Origin of the sequence: Streptomyces sp. NPDC046557, from assembly GCF_040645975.1 — a bacterium.
Taxonomy (GTDB): Bacteria; Actinomycetota; Actinomycetes; order Streptomycetales; family Streptomycetaceae; genus Streptomyces.
In genome coordinates this window covers 16,973-32,259 of sequence record NZ_JBEYZH010000021.1, presented here as the reverse complement: position 1 = coordinate 32,259, position 15,287 = coordinate 16,973, and the positions used below count along the sequence as shown (strand labels likewise).

Here is a 15,287-nt window from a genome sequence, read left to right as displayed (position 1 = left end):
GGTGACACCCGCTCAACGCGGGCCGGCGCCGGTTTCGTTCCTCCGCGAGCCACCCCGCGGCGCCCGCGACCGTACTCAGGGCGCCGGGGCGCCCAGCGGTGGCGCGGGCAGGCCCGGGTAGTCCGCCGGCGGGCTCAGCCGCTGGCCCGGTTGGCCGCCCTTCTCGTACTTGAGCAGCTTCCGCGCCTTGTCCGGGTCGGTCTCGCCCTCCCCGTACGACGGGCAGAGCGGGGCGATCGGGCAGGCACCGCAGGCGGGCTTGCGGGCGTGGCAGATCCGGCGGCCGTGGAAGACGACGCGGTGCGAGAGCATCGTCCACTCGCTCTTCGGGAAGATCGCGCAGATCTCCTCCTCGACCTTCTCCGGGTCCTCCTGCTCGGTCCACTTGAAGCGGCGCACCAGCCGGCCGAAGTGGGTGTCGACCGTGATCCCCGGGACGCCGAAGGCGTTGCCGAGCACCACGTTGGCCGTCTTGCGGCCCACACCGGGCAGGGTCACCAGGTCCTCGATCCGGCCCGGCACCTCGCCGCCGAAGTTCTCGCACAGGGCCTGCGAAAGGCCGAGGAGGGACCGCGACTTCGCCCGGAAGAAACCGGTCGGCCGGATCAGCTCCTCCAGATGCTCCGGCGCGGCCGCCGCCATGGCCTCGGGCGTCGGGTAGGCGGCGAAGAGGGCGGGCGTCGTCTGGTTCACGCGCAGGTCGGTGGTCTGCGCGGAGAGGACGGTGGCCACCAGGAGCTCGAACGGGTTGCGGAAGTCCAGTTCCGGGTGGGCGTACGGGTACACCTCCGCCAGTTCCCGGTTGATCCGGCGGGCCCTGCGGATCATCGCGAGGCGGGATTCCGGCTTCGGGGTCCTGGCGGGCTTCGGGGACGCGGCCTTGGCCGTCTTCGCCGCCTTCGCCGCCGTGGCCGGTGTGCCCGGCTTCGCGGGCCGCCCGAGCGCTTGTTTCTTGGTCGAAGCTTTGCCCTCAGGGCTCGGAGGAACCTCCGAGGGCGACGTTCCGGGGCCTTGTTCGCCCACGGCTGAATTGTGGGCCGCCGTCACTCCTGCGGACCCCATGGCCTGTGCTCTCACCGGCTTATTGGACACCCGGCCAGCCTAAGGCCGGCCGCCGACAGCCGCCCGGACCTCTGGTAACACCACCCCGATGGGGCTCTCGCCACACAGCACACCCGTACGTCCGGCATCCTTGTGATTGATCGCACTGTTTCAGCCGTCCGGCAAAATGGGGAGCGGTCCCCTGAGCCGGTCGACATAGGAGAGAGACTCGTGGACGACGTTCTGCGGCGCGCCCCGCTCTTCGCGGCGCTCGATGACGAGCAGGCCGCGGAGCTCCGCGCCTCCATGGGCGAGGTGACCCTCGCACGCGGTGACGCCCTGTTCCACGAGGGCGACCCCGGTGACCGGCTGTACGTCGTCACCGAGGGCAAGGTGAAGCTGCACCGCACATCCCCCGACGGCCGCGAGAACATGCTGGCCGTCCTCGGTCCCGGCGAGCTGATCGGCGAGCTGTCGCTGTTCGACCCGGGCCCGCGCACCGCCACCGCGACCGCGCTGACCGAGGTCAAGCTGCTGGGTCTGGGCCACGGCGACCTCCAGCCGTGGCTGAACGCCCGGCCCGAGGTCGCGACGGCGCTGCTGCGCGCCGTGGCGCGGCGCCTGCGCAAGACCAACGACCAGATGTCCGACCTGGTCTTCTCCGACGTTCCGGGTCGCGTGGCCCGGGCCCTCCTGGACCTGTCGCGCCGCTTCGGCGTTCAGTCGGAAGAGGGCATCCACGTCGTGCACGACCTCACGCAGGAGGAGCTGGCCCAGCTCGTCGGCGCCTCCCGCGAGACCGTGAACAAGGCGCTGGCCGACTTCGCCGGCCGCGGTTGGCTGCGGCTGGAGGCTCGTGCGGTGATCCTGCTGGACGTGGAGCGGCTGGCGAAGCGCTCGCGCTGACGCCACCTCGCCACAGCCGATGCGGAAGGGTCCTGCCCCCAGGGGGTGGGGCCCTTCCGTCGTTCGCCCGCGCGACCGGGCGGGGCCGTGGGCGATTTCCGGCCCGGCCGCGTCCCTGCCCACGGCCCGGGGCCTGGGCCAGGACCGGGCCGGGGCCTGGACCGGGCCGTGGGCAGGACCTCGGGTCCCGCCGCGTCCTGACCGGCCCGGGGCAAGGAGCGTCGCTAGGACGCGGGCCGGTCCGTGAGGGCCTCGACCGCCTGCTTGGCCTCCGAGAGGCCGGAGCCGGTGGCGCGGCGGTGGGCGCGGATGGCCTCGATGGTGCGGCCGTCGCGGGCCAACGCCCGCACCTCGTCCATCCCGGCCGGCTCGGGCACCTCGATGCCGAAGTGGTCCAGCATCAGCCCCAGACGGTGCTCCAGGCGGTCCGCCCGGCGTTCGAGGGCCTTCATCCGCAGGGTCACCGTCGAGGTGATCCACGAGGCCGTGGCAATCAGTGCGAGCAGCAGGAACAGCGTGGTCACTCAGGTCCCCCCGGGATCAGTCCGTGATCTTGAAGGTACTCGAGTTGGGCCCGGACGGACCATTCCGCTATCGGCCAGAGCGAGCGGTCCACATCGGCGTAGACGTACGCCACCACCGCCTCGGGGGTGAGGAAACCGTTCTCCACGGCGGTCTCGACCTGGGCCAGCCGATGGGCGCGGTGGGCCAGGTAGAACTCGACGGCCCCCTGCGCGTCGTCCAGGACCGGACCGTGGCCCGGGAGCACCGTGTGGACCCCGTCGTCGACCGTGAGGGAACGCAGCCGGCGCAGGGAGTCCAGGTAGTCGCCGAGCCGGCCGTCGGGGTGCGCGACGACCGTCGTACCGCGCCCGAGGACGGTGTCCCCGGTCAGGACGGCCCGGTCTGCGGGGAGGTGGAAGGAGAGCGAGTCGGAGGTGTGGCCGGGCGTCGCGACCACGCGCAGCTCCAGGCCGCCGACCCGGATGCCCTGGCCCGCCGACAGGCCCTCGTCGCCCAGCCGCAGCGCCGGGTCCAGGGCGCGGACCTTGGTGCCGGTGAGCTCGGCAAAGCGGCCGGCGCCCTCGGCGTGGTCGGGGTGGCCGTGGGTGAGCAGGGTCAGGGCGACGCGCTTGCCGGCCTCCTCCGCGGTACGGATGACGGCCCGTAGGTGCCCCTCGTCCAGCGGACCCGGGTCGATGACGACGGCCAGGTCGGAGTCGGGCTCGGAGACGAGCCAGGTGTTGGTCCCGTCCAGGGTCATCGCGGAGGCGTTGGGGGCCAGGACGTTGACCGCGCGGGCGGTGGCGGGCCCGGAGGAGACCACTCCTCGGGGCAGGCCGGGCAGGGCTGCGGCGTCGGTCATGCGGTGGCACCTCCGGGGCGTCCGAGGCGGACGCGCTTGGTGAACTCATCGTGCCCCGGCCAGCTGAGCACCACATCCCCGCCCTCCAGGGCGGCCTGCGCGAGGACCGGGGTCAGATCCTGGTCCACTGCCCCGGCCAAGGCGTGGGCGGCGCTCTCGTACGGCTCCAGGGAGCGCAGCGTGGAGATGGTGGGCGGCATCATCAGCAGCTCGCCCTTGTCGTAGCCGGCGGCCGCCTCCTCGGGGCGGATCCACACCGTCCGGTCGGCCTCGGTGGAGGCGTTGCGGGTGCGCTGCCCCTCCGGGAGGGCGGCGACGAAGAACCAGGTGTCGTACCGGCGGGGCTCGAACGCGGGGGTGATCCAGCGGGCCCAGGCACCGAGCAGGTCCGAACGCAGCAGGAGGCCGCGGCGGTCGAGGAACTCGGCGAACGACAGCTCCCGGGCGACGAGGGCCAGCCGGTCGGCCTCCCAGTCGTCACCGGTGGTGTCGCCGACGACGGTGTCCGGGGCTTCGCCGGCGAGCAGGACGCCGGCTTCCTCGAAGGTCTCGCGGACGGCTCCGCAGATGATGGCTTGGGCGGTACGGGGGTCCGTGCGGAGCCGGTCCGACCAGTCCCCGAGGCTCGGTCCGGCCCAGCCGATGCGGTGGTCCTCGTCGCGGGGGTCGACCCCGCCGCCGGGGTAGGCGTAGGCGCCCCCGGCGAAGGCCATGGAGGTGCGGCGGCGCAACATGTGCACGGCGGGACCGACGTCGGTGTCCCGCAGCAGCATCACGGTGGCCGCGCGTCTGGGTTCGACGGGGGTGAGGGAGCCGTCCGCGAGCGCGCGGATGCGGTCGGGCCACTCCGGGGGGTACCACTGGCCCCCGGCAGGGGTGGCCTCCTGCGGGTGCGACTGCTGTTGTCCCTGCTCACCGTTGGGCATGGCCGGATGCTACGGCCATACGTGGCGATGTTCGAGGGGCACCAGCCCCGGAACGCCCGGCGCGGCCGCCCCGGGCGACGCGCGGGGTCGCTCCCCGCGGGAGCGGGCGCTACCGAGTGCCCCCGCGTCCGGAACCCGAAGCGGGGGCTGCCGAGTGGCGCGCGGCGCGGGCTGCGCCCGGCCCCCCGAACTCCGCCGGGAACCCGCGTCTCAGACGCCGGCGAGGCCGGGATCCCGGGTGCGCGGAATCCGTGGCCGGGGCCGCCGGGCGTTCGGAAGACCGAGGCCGGCAGCCCCACGGGGTCGGAAGACCGGCCCGGGGCGCGGCGGGGATCAGGCTCCGGGGACCAGTTCGACCTGGATCTCGACCTCGACCGGGGCGTCCAGCGGCAGCACCGCCACGCCGACCGCGCTGCGGGCGTGCACGCCGCGCTCACCGAGCACCTCGCCCAGCAGCTCGCTCGCACCGTTCAGCACGCCCGGCTGCCCGGTGAAGTCGGGGGCGGAGGCCACGAAGCCGACGACCTTCACGACCCGCGCGATCTTGTCCAGATCGCCGATGACCGACTTGACGGCCGCCAGCGCGTTCAGCGCGCAGGTCGCGGCCAGTTCCTTGGCCTGCACCGCCGAGACCTCGGCGCCGACCTTGCCGGTGACCGGCAGGCTGCCCTTGACCATCGGGAGCTGACCGGCGGTGTACACGTACGCGCCCGACCGCACGGCCGGCTGGTACGCGGCCAGCGGCGGCACCACGTCCGGCAGGGTCAGGCCGAGTTCGGCCAGCTTCGCCTCGACCGTCCCGCTCATGCGGCCTTCTCCCGCTTCATGTAGGCCACGAGCTGCTCGGGGTTGTTCGGCCCGGGCACGACCTGGACGAGCTCCCAGCCGTCCTCGCCCCAGGTGTCCAGGATCTGCTTGGTGGCGTGGACCAGCAGCGGGACCGTCGCGTATTCGAACTTCTTGGTCATGGGAGCGAGGGTAGTGCCTGTCGCGGGGGCCTCTCGCGCGGCCTCGTTCCCCGGCCCGGAACACGAACCGTCCGGCCGACTCGTTAGGCTCGGACGCTGTGAGCAGGCTCCAGGTGGTCAGCGGCAAGGGCGGCACCGGCAAGACCACGGTCGCCGCCGCACTCGCGCTCGCCCTCGCGCGCGAGGGCAGACGGACTCTGTTGGTGGAGGTCGAGGGCAGGCAGGGCATCGCACAACTCTTCGGGGCGGAACCGCTCCCGTACGAGGAGCGGAAGATCGCCGTCGCGCCCGGCGGTGGCGGTGAGGTGTACGGGCTCGCCATCGACGCCGAACGCGCGCTGCTGGACTACCTCCAGATGTTCTACAAGCTCGGCTCGGCCGGCCGCGCCCTCAAGAAGCTCGGCGCGATCGACTTCGCGACGACCATCGCGCCCGGCCTGCGCGACGTCCTGCTGACCGGCAAGGCGTGCGAGGCGGTACGGCGCAAGGACAAGGCCGGGCGGTACGTCTACGACCACGTGGTCATGGACGCCCCGCCGACCGGGCGGATCACCCGATTCCTGAACGTCAACGACGAGGTGGCCGGGCTGGCCCGGTTCGGGCCGATCCACAACCAGGCGCAGGCCGTCATGAAGGTCCTCAAGTCGCCGGAGACGGCCGTCCACCTGGTCACCCTGCTGGAGGAGATGCCGGTCCAGGAGACGGCGGACGGGATCGCCGAACTGGAGGCGGCCGGGCTCCCCGTGGGCCGGGTCGTCGTCAACATGGTCCGTCCGCACCACCTGGACGAGGCAGCCCTGGGCGCGGCGGCCGGCGAGCGCCGCGCCGATGTGGCGAAGGCCCTGTCCCGCGCGGGCCTGGGCGGGGCGCGCCGGGGCGGTCTGGCCGAGCGGCTGGTGGACCCGCTGCTCGCGCAGGCCGCCGAGCACACGAGCCGGGTACGGCTGGAGCGCGAGCAACGGACGGTACTGGAGGGGCTGGACGTGCCGACGTACGAACTACCCGTGCTCGGTGGCTCGGGCATGGACCTGGCAGGGCTGTACGAGCTGGCGACGGAACTGCGCAAGCAGGCGGTCGACGCATGACCGGGCGCGACACGGCGGCGGACAAGCGGACGACCGAATTCCACCCAACCGAGTCCCCCTGGACCGAATCGCCCACGACCGAGAAGCTGGTGGCTGACGAGATGGGCCTGGACACTCCGCCCGCGCTGGCGGTCGACACCCTGCTGGACGACCCGAACACCCGGATCATCGTGTGTTGCGGCTCCGGCGGCGTCGGCAAGACGACCACCGCGGCGGCGCTCGGCGTACGGGCGGCGGAGCGCGGCCGGAAGGTGGTCGTGCTGACCATCGACCCGGCGCGCCGGCTGGCCCAGTCGATGGGGATCGCCTCGCTGGACAACACGCCGCGCAAGGTCGCGGGCGTTTCGGGCGACGGCGGTGAACTGCACGCCATGATGCTCGACATGAAGCGCACCTTCGACGAGATCGTCGAGGCGCACGCGGAGGGCGAGCGGGCCCGGGCCATCCTGGCGAACCCCTTCTACCAGTCGCTCTCGGCCGGTTTCGCGGGCACGCAGGAGTACATGGCGATGGAGAAGTTGGGCCAGCTGCGGGCACGGGACGACTGGGACCTGATCGTGGTCGACACCCCGCCGAGCCGGTCCGCGCTGGACTTCCTCGACGCGCCGAAGCGGCTGGGGTCGTTCCTGGACGGGAAGTTCATCCGGGTGCTGATGGCCCCGGCGAAGGTCGGCGGCCGGGCCGGCATGAAGTTCCTCAACGTCGGCATGTCGTTGATGACCGGCACGCTGAGCAAGCTGATGGGCGCTTCGCTGCTGAAGGACGTACAGACCTTCGTGGCGGCGATGGACACGATGTTCGGCGGCTTCCGCACCCGCGCGGACGCGACCTTCCGGCTGCTCCAGGCCCCCGGCACGGCCTTCCTCGTGGTCGCCGCGCCCGAGCCGGACGCCCTGCGCGAGGCGGCGTACTTCGTCGAGCGGTTGGCGGCGGAACGGATGCCGCTGGCCGGCCTGGTACTGAACCGGGTCCATGGCAGTGAGGCCGAACAGCTCTCCGCGGAGCGGGCGTTGGCCGCCGCAGAGAATCTTGAGGACGCCGGCATTGTGGATCAGGAGTCCGGGAAAGCTGGACTTCGTGACTCGGACGCGGACACCGACACTCCCGAGACGTGCTCCCCCGGCGCCGTCGACGCCGACGTGGACGAGATCACCGCGGGACTGCTGCGTCTGCACGCCGAGCGGATGCAGGTGATCGCGCGCGAACAGCGCACGCGTGACCGCTTCACCTCACTGCACCCCGAGGTGGCGGTGGCCGAGGTGGCCGCCCTGCCCGGCGATGTGCACGACCTCGCCGGGCTACGGGCCATCGGAGAGCGACTCGCGACCGGGGTTCCGGCCGGAGCGTAGGCGTTCGTACGTGCGGCTGGGGCGGTTTACCCGGCTGCCGCGTACGTCTCGTACGGAACGTCGATCTCCGCGTCGACATCCATGGTGAGGATGCCCGTACTGCGCTCGTACTCCGTGCGGGCGGTTTCGAGCAGCCGTCGCCACGAGGTGACGGTGGGACGCCGGCGCAGCAACGCGCGACGCTCCCGCTCGGTCATTCCGCCCCATACTCCGAACTCGACACGGTTGTCGAGCGCGTCGGCCAGGCACTCGGTCCGCACCGGACATCCGGTGCACACCGCCTTGGCCCTGTTCTGTGCCGCTCCTTGAACGAACAGTTCATCCGGATCGGTAGTGCGGCAGGCTGCCTGCGCACTCCAGTCGGTAACCCAGCCCATCCCGGCGCCGTCCTCTCCCGAATCGAGGCTCCCCCACGGCGGTAGCGGCATATTCACCGCTGCCAGTTGAGGACGTTACGGAAGGCGAGCACAGCGCAACACCCCCGACGGGTCCAATCTTGAATGGTCCGAACGGACTATGGGTAAGCGGCAGATCACCCGACGGAGTGATCGGACGACATGCCCGACCATTCCGGCGATTCGGGTGAAATCGGGGAATCACCGCCGGGCGCCGTCCGAGTGAACGGCGGGATTCGGACATCAGTCCACCGCATTCGGCAAGGGTGAGAATCAAGCCGAGGGGTTGATGTCGCGCCGCACTGCTGTGACAGTTGGCGCCAGCTTAGGCCAAGGCATTCGCCCGTGTCCGGTGAATGAGAACGTAGGCTGCCCTCCATGGGAAAGAAGCGCTCGGGCGGCGGGCTCACGGGGCCGCAACAGGCCGCCAAGTTCCTCGGGGTGTCGGTCCTCTCCGGAGTCGTACTGGCCGGCATCGCGATCCCGGGCGCCGGCGCCCTGGGCCTCGCCGCCAAGGGGACGGTCGAGGGATTCGACGAGATCCCGGCCAATCTCAAGACACCTCCGTTGAGCCAGCGCACCACGATTCTGGACGCCGAGGGTGGCCTGATCGCCACGGTCTATTCGCGCGACCGCCAGGTCGTCCCGCTGACGGCCATCTCCCCGTACATGCAGAAGGCGATCGTCGCCATCGAGGACTCGCGTTTCTACGAGCACGGCGCGGTCGACCTCAAGGGCATCCTGCGCGCGGTCAACCGCAACGCACAGGAGGGCGGCGCCGCCCAGGGCGCGTCCACGCTGACGCAGCAGTACGTGAAGAACGTCTTCGTCGAGGAAGCCGGTGACGACGAGTCGAAGGTGCGCGAGGCGCAGGAGAAGAGCCTCGGGCGAAAGATCCGCGAGCTGAAGTACTCGATCCAGGTCGAGGAGGAACTCGGGAAGAAGAAGATCCTCGAGAACTACCTCAACATCACCTACTTCGGCCAGCAGGCGTACGGAATCGAATCCGCCTCCCAGCGCTACTTCAGCAAACCCGCCAAGGACCTGACCCTGGAAGAGTCCGCGCTGCTGGCCGGCGTGGTGCAGTCGCCGACCCGCTTCGACCCGGTCAACGACTCGCAGGAGGCGATGAAGCGCCGCAACATCGTCCTCCAGCGGATGGCCGACATGAAGGACATCTCGCAGGCGGAGGCCGACGAGGCGAAGCAGAAGCCGGTCACGCTCAAGGTGACCCGGCCCAAGAACGGCTGCATCACCGCCGTGAAGGGCGCCGGCTTCTTCTGTGACTACGTGCGCAACACCTTCCTGACCGACCCCGTGTTCGGCAAGACCCGCGAGGAGCGCGCGAAGCTCTGGAACCGCGGCGGCCTGACGGTCCGTACGACGCTCGACCCGCAGTCGCAGGACTCGGTCAACGAGTCCATCAAGGAACACGTCCACCAGGACGACAAGGTCGCGACGGCCGTCACGCTCGTCCAGCCCGGCACCGGCCGGGTGCTCGGGATGGGCCAGTCCAAGCCGTACGGCTTCGGCAAGGACGAGACGCAGATCAACTACTCCGTCGACAAGCGGATGGGCGGCTCGAACTTCGGCTTCCCGACCGGCTCCACCTTCAAGCCGTTCGTCGCGGCAGCGGCCATCGAGCAGGGCATGCCGCCGACCAAGATGTACGCCTCCCCGCACGACATGGAATACCCGAGCGGCGTGCAGACCTGCGGCGACAAGCCCTGGGTCAACGACAGCAAGCCCAAGGACCGGGTGGAGAACGAGTCGGAGTCCGAGGTAGGCCCGTACGGGATGAGGGAGGCGATGGCCAAGTCGGTCAACACCTACTTCGTCGAGATGATCAGTGACATCGGGCTCTGCCCGGTCACCGAGATGACCACCAAGCTCGGCGTCGTCCCGGCCGACGGCGCCAAGCTGCCGGAGGTCCCCGCCATCGCGCTCGGCACCCAGGGCATGTCCCCGCTGACCATGGCCAACGCCTACGCGACCTTCGCCAACCGGGGCGTTCGCTGCACCCCGATCGCCATCGAGTCGATCACCGACGCGCACGGCAAGGCGCTCTCCGTCCCCAAGTCGCAGTGCGAGCGGGTGATGTCGGAGAAGACCGCCGACACCATCAACACGCTGCTGCTCGGCGTGGTCGACTCCGGTACCGGCGCCCAGGCGGGTCTCACCGACCGGCAGAGCGCGGGCAAGACGGGTACGACCGAGAACCGCTACAACGCCTGGTTCGTCGGGTACACCCCGAACATGTCCGGCGCGACGTGGGTCGGCTCGGCGGGCCTCAAGCAGGTGTCGATGGAGAACATCACCATCGGCGGCGAGTTCTACGACAAGGTCTACGGTGGCGGGCTGCCCGGCCCGATCTGGAAGCAGGCGGTGACCGGCGCGCTGGCGGGCCGGGAGAACCAGAGCTTCCAGACGGTGTTCGTCGGGGACACCGCCTCCCCGTCCGGGGGCGCCCGCGGCAACCGGCCGACGCAGCCGAGCAACCCCGCCCCGGTCAAGCCGGGAAAGCCGGGCAAGCCCGGCCGTGACGGCAAGCCGGGCGACGGCGACCCCGGGGCGACGGTCGCCGGAGCCACCGGGGGCGGCCTTCCCACCGACCCCTTCCCCGGCGTCCCCATCCCGCCGGGCGTGATCGGCGGCGGCGGCGACGTCCAGTAGCCCGCGTAGCGAAGGAGAGGCCCCCGCCGGATTCCGGCGGGGGCCTCTTTCCGTATCCCGGACCCCTGGAGCGGGACCAGGGGCGTCGACCTAGGCGAGCCGCTGCTTGACGGCGGCGGCGACGCGGCCGCCGTCCGCCAGGCCGGCGACCTTCGGGTTCACGATCTTCATGACGGCGCCCATCGCCCGCGGCCCCTCGGCCCCGGCCGCCTTCGCCTCGGCGACGGCCTGCGCGACGATCTCGCCGAGCTCCTCGTCCGTGAGCTGCTTGGGCAGGTACCGGTCGAGGAACTCGCCCTCCGCGAGCTCCCGCGCGGCCGACTCGGCGCGACCACCCTGGCTGAACGCCTCCGCGGCCTCGCGGCGCTTCTTCGCCTCCTTGGCGATCACCTTGAGGACTTCGTCGTCGGACAGCACCCGTGCTTCCTTGCCCGCGACCTCCTCCTTGGTGATGGCGGCGAGGGTCAGTCGCAGCGTGGACGAGCTGAGCTCGTCGCGCGCCTTGATGGCAGCGGTGAGGTCTTCCTGGAGCTTGGCCTTGAGCGTGGTCATGCACCGAGTCTGCCAGGTGCGGCGGCGTCGGCGCCCGCCGGTTTTCCTCCTGGGGGACGCGGGGTGCGACGATGGGGTCATGCGTGCGCGTTACGGAGTACCCCTGAAGGTCGGTGCCGGGATCGCGGCGGTGGGGGCCGCTGGTGTGGCCTATGCGGCCGGATTCGAGGCACGGTCATTCCGGCTGCGCCGGGTGACGGTTCCCGTCCTCCCCGCCGGCATGCGACCCCTGCGGATACTGCAGGTGTCGGACATCCACATGGTGAGCGGGCAGCGCAAGAAGCGCGCCTGGCTCCAGTCGCTCGCCGGGCTGCGCCCGGACTTCGTGGTGAACACGGGCGACAACCTCTCCGACACCGAGGGCGTGCCGGAGGTGCTGGACGCCCTCGGGCCGCTGATGTCCTTCCCCGGCGTGTACGTCTTCGGCTCGAACGACTACTACGGGCCGCGGCTGCGCAATCCCGGTCGCTACCTGATCGAGAAGGCCCAGGGCCGGCACGGGTTGAACGGCAACAAGCCGGTCGTCGGCGCCGTCCACAACCCGTGGGAGGAGCTGCGCGACGCCTTCGACGCGGCGGGCTGGTCGAACCTGACCAACAGGCGGGCCCGGATGAAGCTGGACGGGCTGGAGATCGCCTTCACCGGTTTGGACGACCCGCACATCAAGCGGGACCGCTACGAGACGGTCGCGGGCGGCCCGGACGCGGACGCGGACTTCTCGATGGCGGTGGTCCACGCCCCGTACCTGCGCGTCCTCGAAGCGTTCACCGCCGACCGCTACCCGCTGATCCTGGCCGGCCACACGCACGGCGGGCAGTTGTGCATCCCGTTCTACGGGGCGCTGGTGACCAACTGCGACCTCGACACCGACCGGGTCAAGGGCCTGTCCACGCACACGGCGAACGGCAACCGCGCCTACCTCCACGTCTCGGCCGGCTGCGGCACCAACCGCTTCACCCCGGTCCGCTTCGCCTGCCCGCCAGAGGCCACCCTGCTGACGCTGACCGCGCGGCAACCCGGGTGACCATCGCGCGGCGCCGCGCGGGCGCGCGCGAAAACCGGATTTCGTCTCCGGCCGACGGTCCGCTAAAGTAATCGATGTCGCCAGGACAGCACACGCTGCACAGGCGGCGATCGGGGTGTAGCGCAGCTTGGCAGCGCGCTTCGTTCGGGACGAAGAGGTCGTGGGTTCAAATCCCGCCACCCCGACTTCGTAAGACCAGGTCAGGGGCCTGATCCACTCAGTGGATCAGGCCCCTGAGTGGTTTCTGGGGCTGCTGGGAGAAATCCTCGGACAAGATCTCGTCCGGGCCCTGACCGACCGGAGATCGTCGAGAGACGATCAGTCGTTCCAGCGCCCAGCCCCCATCTCCGCAAAGCGGTCACCTCCTCCTAGACGGAGAAGTACGGTGCATCCGACAAGGGCCACCGCTCTTGTCGGAACTTCTAGGGCTGTGGCTCTAGGAGAAGGGGGTAAACATGCCGATGTACGTTCATGTTCCGGCGGAGGCCACGCCTCACCTCATCCGACAGGCGTACGAAGCGGGTGGGCCCTATCAGTGGGCCCGTGAGGCATGGAAGAACTCCGAGGAAAGCGGAGCCTCGATCATCCACTTCGGGATCGAGGAACAGGCCGCAGAACGACAGGGCGTACTGCGGCGCACGATCATGGATGATGGCGCCGGGATGCGGCCGGACGACTTGAAGGTCTTCCTCACGACGTTCGGCGGCGGGGGCAAGCCCATCGGGGTTGATGGCAACTTCGGGCAGGGGTTCAAGTCCTCCGTCTTGCCGTGGAACCCCTACGGCGTAGTCGTCATCAGCTATACGACCGAAGCTCCCGACGGCGCAATGCTTTGGATCTATCGCGACGGCGATGGCAACTACGCCCTCAAGGAATGGTCTGCCGAGGACGAGAACGGCGACTTCGTCAGCGTTACGCCCGTGGTCCAGCCGTTCCTGGACGATGAGCACGGCTGCGACTGGAGCAGCATCCGTCCCCCGTGGATGCGCACAGGGACGATCATGGTGCTACTGGGGTCGGCCCGGGACAGCGACACATGGATGGGCGACCAGGACCCCTCCCGCAAGGAGACGGTCGACGACCTCATTCGGTACCTCAACAGTCGGCTGATCGACGTGCCCAAGCGGGATGGCGAGCCCATCGAAACCACGGTCGTCGACCTGTACGCCAAGAAGGCCGGCGAGCGCCGGAGCACCCGCGACAAGACGGTAAGCCTGCCCGACGGCAAGGCCATGGTATGGCGCCCGCGGCGCGTCCACGGCCTGCGGCACTTCATCCCTGACATCGCTGTAAGTGGCAGCGTCGCCGTCGATGAGCACGGGACCCAAGTGGACTGGTTCTACGTTCCGGAGCCGGAAGCGCCGGTAGGCGGTACGTCCGACTACATCGCCCAACGCCCCGTTGCGGTTGTGGACTACCAGGGAGAGGCATACCACGCGGACCGGGGCAAGAGCCGGTACCGCCTGTTCGGTGTCACGGACGAAATCATGGGACGTACCTGGCTGATCGTGCGCCCCCCGGTGTACAGCGACAGTCAGCCCACCCGATGGGGCGTGATCACGCAGGCTTCCCGCCACATGCTCTTCGGCAAGGGCGGCTCCGAGTTGCCTTGGGAGGAGTGGGGGGACCGCTTCTTCGACAACTTCCCCGAGGAATTGTCCAAGGCACAAGAGCTGGCCCGCGCTCAGGGCACCACCCAGACCGATCCGTCCATGGCCAAGAACCTTGCGCGCATCCTGGACCGGCTGAACCCTCGATTCAAGGCTTCCAGACTTCTCAGCTCAGCGATGGGCAAGGTGCTCGGGAACCCAAGCGGATCGTTCGCCGGTACTCCGGGAAGTGGCAGCCCACGGACCGCTGGGGGCTCCGGGCAGCGCGGAGGAGCTGGTGGAACGTCGGGGCCCCGACACGTCCTGGTGCCTGCGCCGGCCGGCTCGATGCAGGGATCGCCCTCACGGGTTCGAGGCGGCTATCCGGCGTTCGACTGGAAGTCCTTCGACCCTGACGAGTGCAAGTACCTGGCGCAGTACGTGCACAACGCCACCCGCGTGATCAACGAGATCGAGCACCGAGGCGTCGTGTACCTCAACTCCGCCCATCCCGTGTTCGTGCAGGAGTTCTCTCACTGGGCCAACCAGATCTGGCCCAAGGCGGACGCGGGGAAGGTGCAGGAGTTGGTGCAGCGCGTCTACGGCGAAGAGGCGGTCGCCCACGTAGTCCATGCTCAACGGCTGAACGGAACCCTCGTCGGCAAGACCGAGGAAGGTGACCCGATTCTCATGGGCGAGGAAGACGTACGGCAACTGCTGGAGCCTGCCGCCCTGTCCGCAGCGCTCTTGGGCCTCGTCAACGTCGAACAGCGCATCCTGACCCAAGGTGGCGGTCAGTTCGGGCGTCGTGCCGGCTCTTAGAAGTATGGGTGGAGCCACCCGCGAGCAGCTCGCGCTACGTCCCCGGGTGTCGCCGGGCGGCTCAGGCGGTTTCGGTCGTCGGGTCGGCGAGGGCGGCGAGTTCCGCGCGGGTCAGGGCGAGCAGGTCGGGCGAGGGGTGGTGGGGCTCCACACCGCGGGCGCGGGCGACTTCGGCGAGGTGGGCGAGGACCGCTTCGACCGAGGGGAAGGAGCCGGGCGGGCGCAGGAGCCAGACGCGGCCGCGTGGGCGGGGTGGGAGACCCAGGGCGGCGATGACCTCGGCGGCCTCGGCTTCGAGGAGGTCGAGGTCCGGTCTGGCGAGCGGGGCGCACTCCACTTCCACGACGTGGCCGTGCCCGTCCAGGCGGGTTTCGACCGCCCAGCGGGTGCCGCGATCCGGGACCCAGGTGCGGGCGGCCGGGGGCCATACGTACGGGAGGAAGATCCAGGCGTGCGTCTCGGGCGCGGCCTCCCAACCGAGGGCCTCCAGCTCCCGCACCTCGGGCAGCCGGTCGGGTTCCTGCTCGCTGCGGCCCGAGCGGCGTTCCGCGAAGGGGTGCGGCGGGCCGCTCTCGTCCCAGGACATGCGGG

General features: G+C 70.4%; 15 protein-coding genes and 1 tRNA gene. 7 read left to right on the top strand and 9 right to left on the bottom strand.

Annotated features, from left to right (window positions below; all coding sequences use genetic code 11):
- Window positions 1-75: 75 nt before the first annotated feature.
- Complete coding sequence (gene nth / locus ABZ934_RS26535) at window positions 76-1,062, bottom strand: endonuclease III (protein WP_361317949.1); 987 nt, start codon at window positions 1,060-1,062, stop codon at window positions 76-78.
- Window positions 1,063-1,272: 210 nt separating this feature from the next.
- On the opposite strand from nth, the gene ABZ934_RS26530 reads away from it, so the two are divergent.
- A complete protein-coding gene (locus ABZ934_RS26530; RefSeq protein ID WP_003981529.1) occupies window positions 1,273-1,947 on the top strand; it encodes a Crp/Fnr family transcriptional regulator in 675 nt (224 codons plus the stop codon).
- A 224-nt stretch (window positions 1,948-2,171) separates the two neighbouring features.
- Here ABZ934_RS26530 and ABZ934_RS26525 read toward each other — a convergent pair whose 3' ends face one another.
- From ABZ934_RS26525 to ABZ934_RS26505, 5 genes are all read right to left on the bottom strand, one after another.
- Window positions 2,172-2,471, bottom strand: a complete 300-nt coding sequence (locus ABZ934_RS26525; RefSeq protein ID WP_361317858.1) for a hypothetical protein — start codon at window positions 2,469-2,471, stop codon at window positions 2,172-2,174.
- Window positions 2,468-3,313: an MBL fold metallo-hydrolase gene (locus tag ABZ934_RS26520; protein WP_361317856.1), complete on the bottom strand. Its 846-nt coding sequence runs from the start codon at window positions 3,311-3,313 to the stop codon at window positions 2,468-2,470. The genes ABZ934_RS26525 and ABZ934_RS26520 overlap by 4 nt, the downstream gene beginning before the upstream one ends.
- Window positions 3,310-4,239 (bottom strand): NUDIX hydrolase, encoded by a 930-nt coding sequence (locus ABZ934_RS26515; protein ID WP_361317854.1) that lies wholly within the window; start codon window positions 4,237-4,239, stop codon window positions 3,310-3,312. The genes ABZ934_RS26520 and ABZ934_RS26515 overlap by 4 nt, the downstream gene beginning before the upstream one ends.
- Before the next feature lie 333 nt (window positions 4,240-4,572).
- Complete coding sequence (locus tag ABZ934_RS26510; protein WP_361317852.1) at window positions 4,573-5,046, bottom strand: RidA family protein; 474 nt, start codon at window positions 5,044-5,046, stop codon at window positions 4,573-4,575.
- Window positions 5,043-5,207, bottom strand: a complete 165-nt coding sequence (locus tag ABZ934_RS26505) for a DUF4177 domain-containing protein (protein ID WP_136216794.1) — start codon at window positions 5,205-5,207, stop codon at window positions 5,043-5,045. The genes ABZ934_RS26510 and ABZ934_RS26505 overlap by 4 nt, the downstream gene beginning before the upstream one ends.
- A 98-nt stretch (window positions 5,208-5,305) precedes the next feature.
- Between ABZ934_RS26505 and ABZ934_RS26500 the strand changes: the two genes are divergently transcribed.
- Window positions 5,306-6,292, top strand: coding sequence for an ArsA-related P-loop ATPase (locus tag ABZ934_RS26500; RefSeq protein WP_361317850.1), 987 nt, complete (start codon window positions 5,306-5,308; stop codon window positions 6,290-6,292).
- Between the two features lie 101 nt (window positions 6,293-6,393).
- Window positions 6,394-7,641: an ArsA family ATPase gene (locus tag ABZ934_RS26495; protein WP_361317947.1), complete on the top strand. Its 1,248-nt coding sequence runs from the start codon at window positions 6,394-6,396 to the stop codon at window positions 7,639-7,641.
- 26 nt (window positions 7,642-7,667) lie between these two features.
- Here ABZ934_RS26495 and ABZ934_RS26490 read toward each other — a convergent pair whose 3' ends face one another.
- The gene (locus ABZ934_RS26490) at window positions 7,668-8,018 is read right to left on the bottom strand and encodes a WhiB family transcriptional regulator (RefSeq protein WP_053676911.1); all 351 of its coding nucleotides are present in this window, start codon (window positions 8,016-8,018) and stop codon (window positions 7,668-7,670) included.
- 396 nt (window positions 8,019-8,414) lie between these two features.
- Between ABZ934_RS26490 and ABZ934_RS26485 the strand changes: the two genes are divergently transcribed.
- Entirely contained in the window at window positions 8,415-10,709 is a 2,295-nt protein-coding gene (locus tag ABZ934_RS26485) for a transglycosylase domain-containing protein (RefSeq protein ID WP_361317848.1), read from the top strand.
- A 90-nt stretch (window positions 10,710-10,799) separates the two neighbouring features.
- On the opposite strand, the gene ABZ934_RS26480 is transcribed toward ABZ934_RS26485, so the two are convergent.
- Window positions 10,800-11,261 carry a GatB/YqeY domain-containing protein gene (locus tag ABZ934_RS26480; RefSeq protein WP_361317846.1) on the bottom strand — a complete coding sequence of 154 codons (462 nt, stop codon included), beginning with the start codon at window positions 11,259-11,261 and terminating at the stop codon, window positions 10,800-10,802.
- A gap of 79 nt (window positions 11,262-11,340) precedes the next feature.
- On the opposite strand from ABZ934_RS26480, the gene ABZ934_RS26475 reads away from it, so the two are divergent.
- The 3 genes from ABZ934_RS26475 (at window position 11,341) to ABZ934_RS26465 (ending at window position 14,696) form a co-directional block, all read left to right on the top strand.
- Window positions 11,341-12,285, top strand: coding sequence for a metallophosphoesterase (locus ABZ934_RS26475; RefSeq protein WP_361317844.1), 945 nt, complete (start codon window positions 11,341-11,343; stop codon window positions 12,283-12,285).
- Between the two features lie 111 nt (window positions 12,286-12,396).
- Window positions 12,397-12,470 (top strand) — tRNA-Pro (locus ABZ934_RS26470).
- A gap of 270 nt (window positions 12,471-12,740) precedes the next feature.
- Window positions 12,741-14,696 carry a hypothetical protein gene (locus ABZ934_RS26465; RefSeq protein WP_361317842.1) on the top strand — a complete coding sequence of 652 codons (1,956 nt, stop codon included), beginning with the start codon at window positions 12,741-12,743 and terminating at the stop codon, window positions 14,694-14,696.
- 61 nt (window positions 14,697-14,757) lie between these two features.
- On the opposite strand, the gene ABZ934_RS26460 is transcribed toward ABZ934_RS26465, so the two are convergent.
- Window positions 14,758-15,282 (bottom strand): DUF5956 family protein, encoded by a 525-nt coding sequence (locus tag ABZ934_RS26460; RefSeq protein ID WP_361317840.1) that lies wholly within the window; start codon window positions 15,280-15,282, stop codon window positions 14,758-14,760.
- Window positions 15,283-15,287: the final 5 nt, after the last annotated feature.

Bases quoted from the DNA above. Each gene is read 5' to 3' on its own strand.
- ABZ934_RS26475 (WP_361317844.1), top strand. From the start codon at position 11,341: ATGCGTGCGCGTTACGGAGTACCCCTGAAGGTCGGTGCCGGGATCGCG.
- ABZ934_RS26515 (WP_361317854.1), bottom strand. From the start codon at position 4,239: ATGCCCAACGGTGAGCAGGGACAACAGCAGTCGCACCCGCAGGAGGCC.
- ABZ934_RS26460 (WP_361317840.1), bottom strand. From the start codon at position 15,282: ATGTCCTGGGACGAGAGCGGCCCGCCGCACCCCTTCGCGGAACGCCGC.
- ABZ934_RS26490 (WP_053676911.1), bottom strand. From the start codon at position 8,018: ATGGGCTGGGTTACCGACTGGAGTGCGCAGGCAGCCTGCCGCACTACC.
- ABZ934_RS26480 (WP_361317846.1), bottom strand. From the start codon at position 11,261: ATGACCACGCTCAAGGCCAAGCTCCAGGAAGACCTCACCGCTGCCATC.
- ABZ934_RS26495 (WP_361317947.1), top strand. From the start codon at position 6,394: ATGGGCCTGGACACTCCGCCCGCGCTGGCGGTCGACACCCTGCTGGAC.
- ABZ934_RS26465 (WP_361317842.1), top strand. From the start codon at position 12,741: ATGCCGATGTACGTTCATGTTCCGGCGGAGGCCACGCCTCACCTCATC.
- ABZ934_RS26510 (WP_361317852.1), bottom strand. From the start codon at position 5,046: ATGAGCGGGACGGTCGAGGCGAAGCTGGCCGAACTCGGCCTGACCCTG.
- ABZ934_RS26485 (WP_361317848.1), top strand. From the start codon at position 8,415: ATGGGAAAGAAGCGCTCGGGCGGCGGGCTCACGGGGCCGCAACAGGCC.
- ABZ934_RS26520 (WP_361317856.1), bottom strand. From the start codon at position 3,313: ATGACCGACGCCGCAGCCCTGCCCGGCCTGCCCCGAGGAGTGGTCTCC.
- nth (WP_361317949.1), bottom strand. From the start codon at position 1,062: ATGGGGTCCGCAGGAGTGACGGCGGCCCACAATTCAGCCGTGGGCGAA.
- ABZ934_RS26505 (WP_136216794.1), bottom strand. From the start codon at position 5,207: ATGACCAAGAAGTTCGAATACGCGACGGTCCCGCTGCTGGTCCACGCC.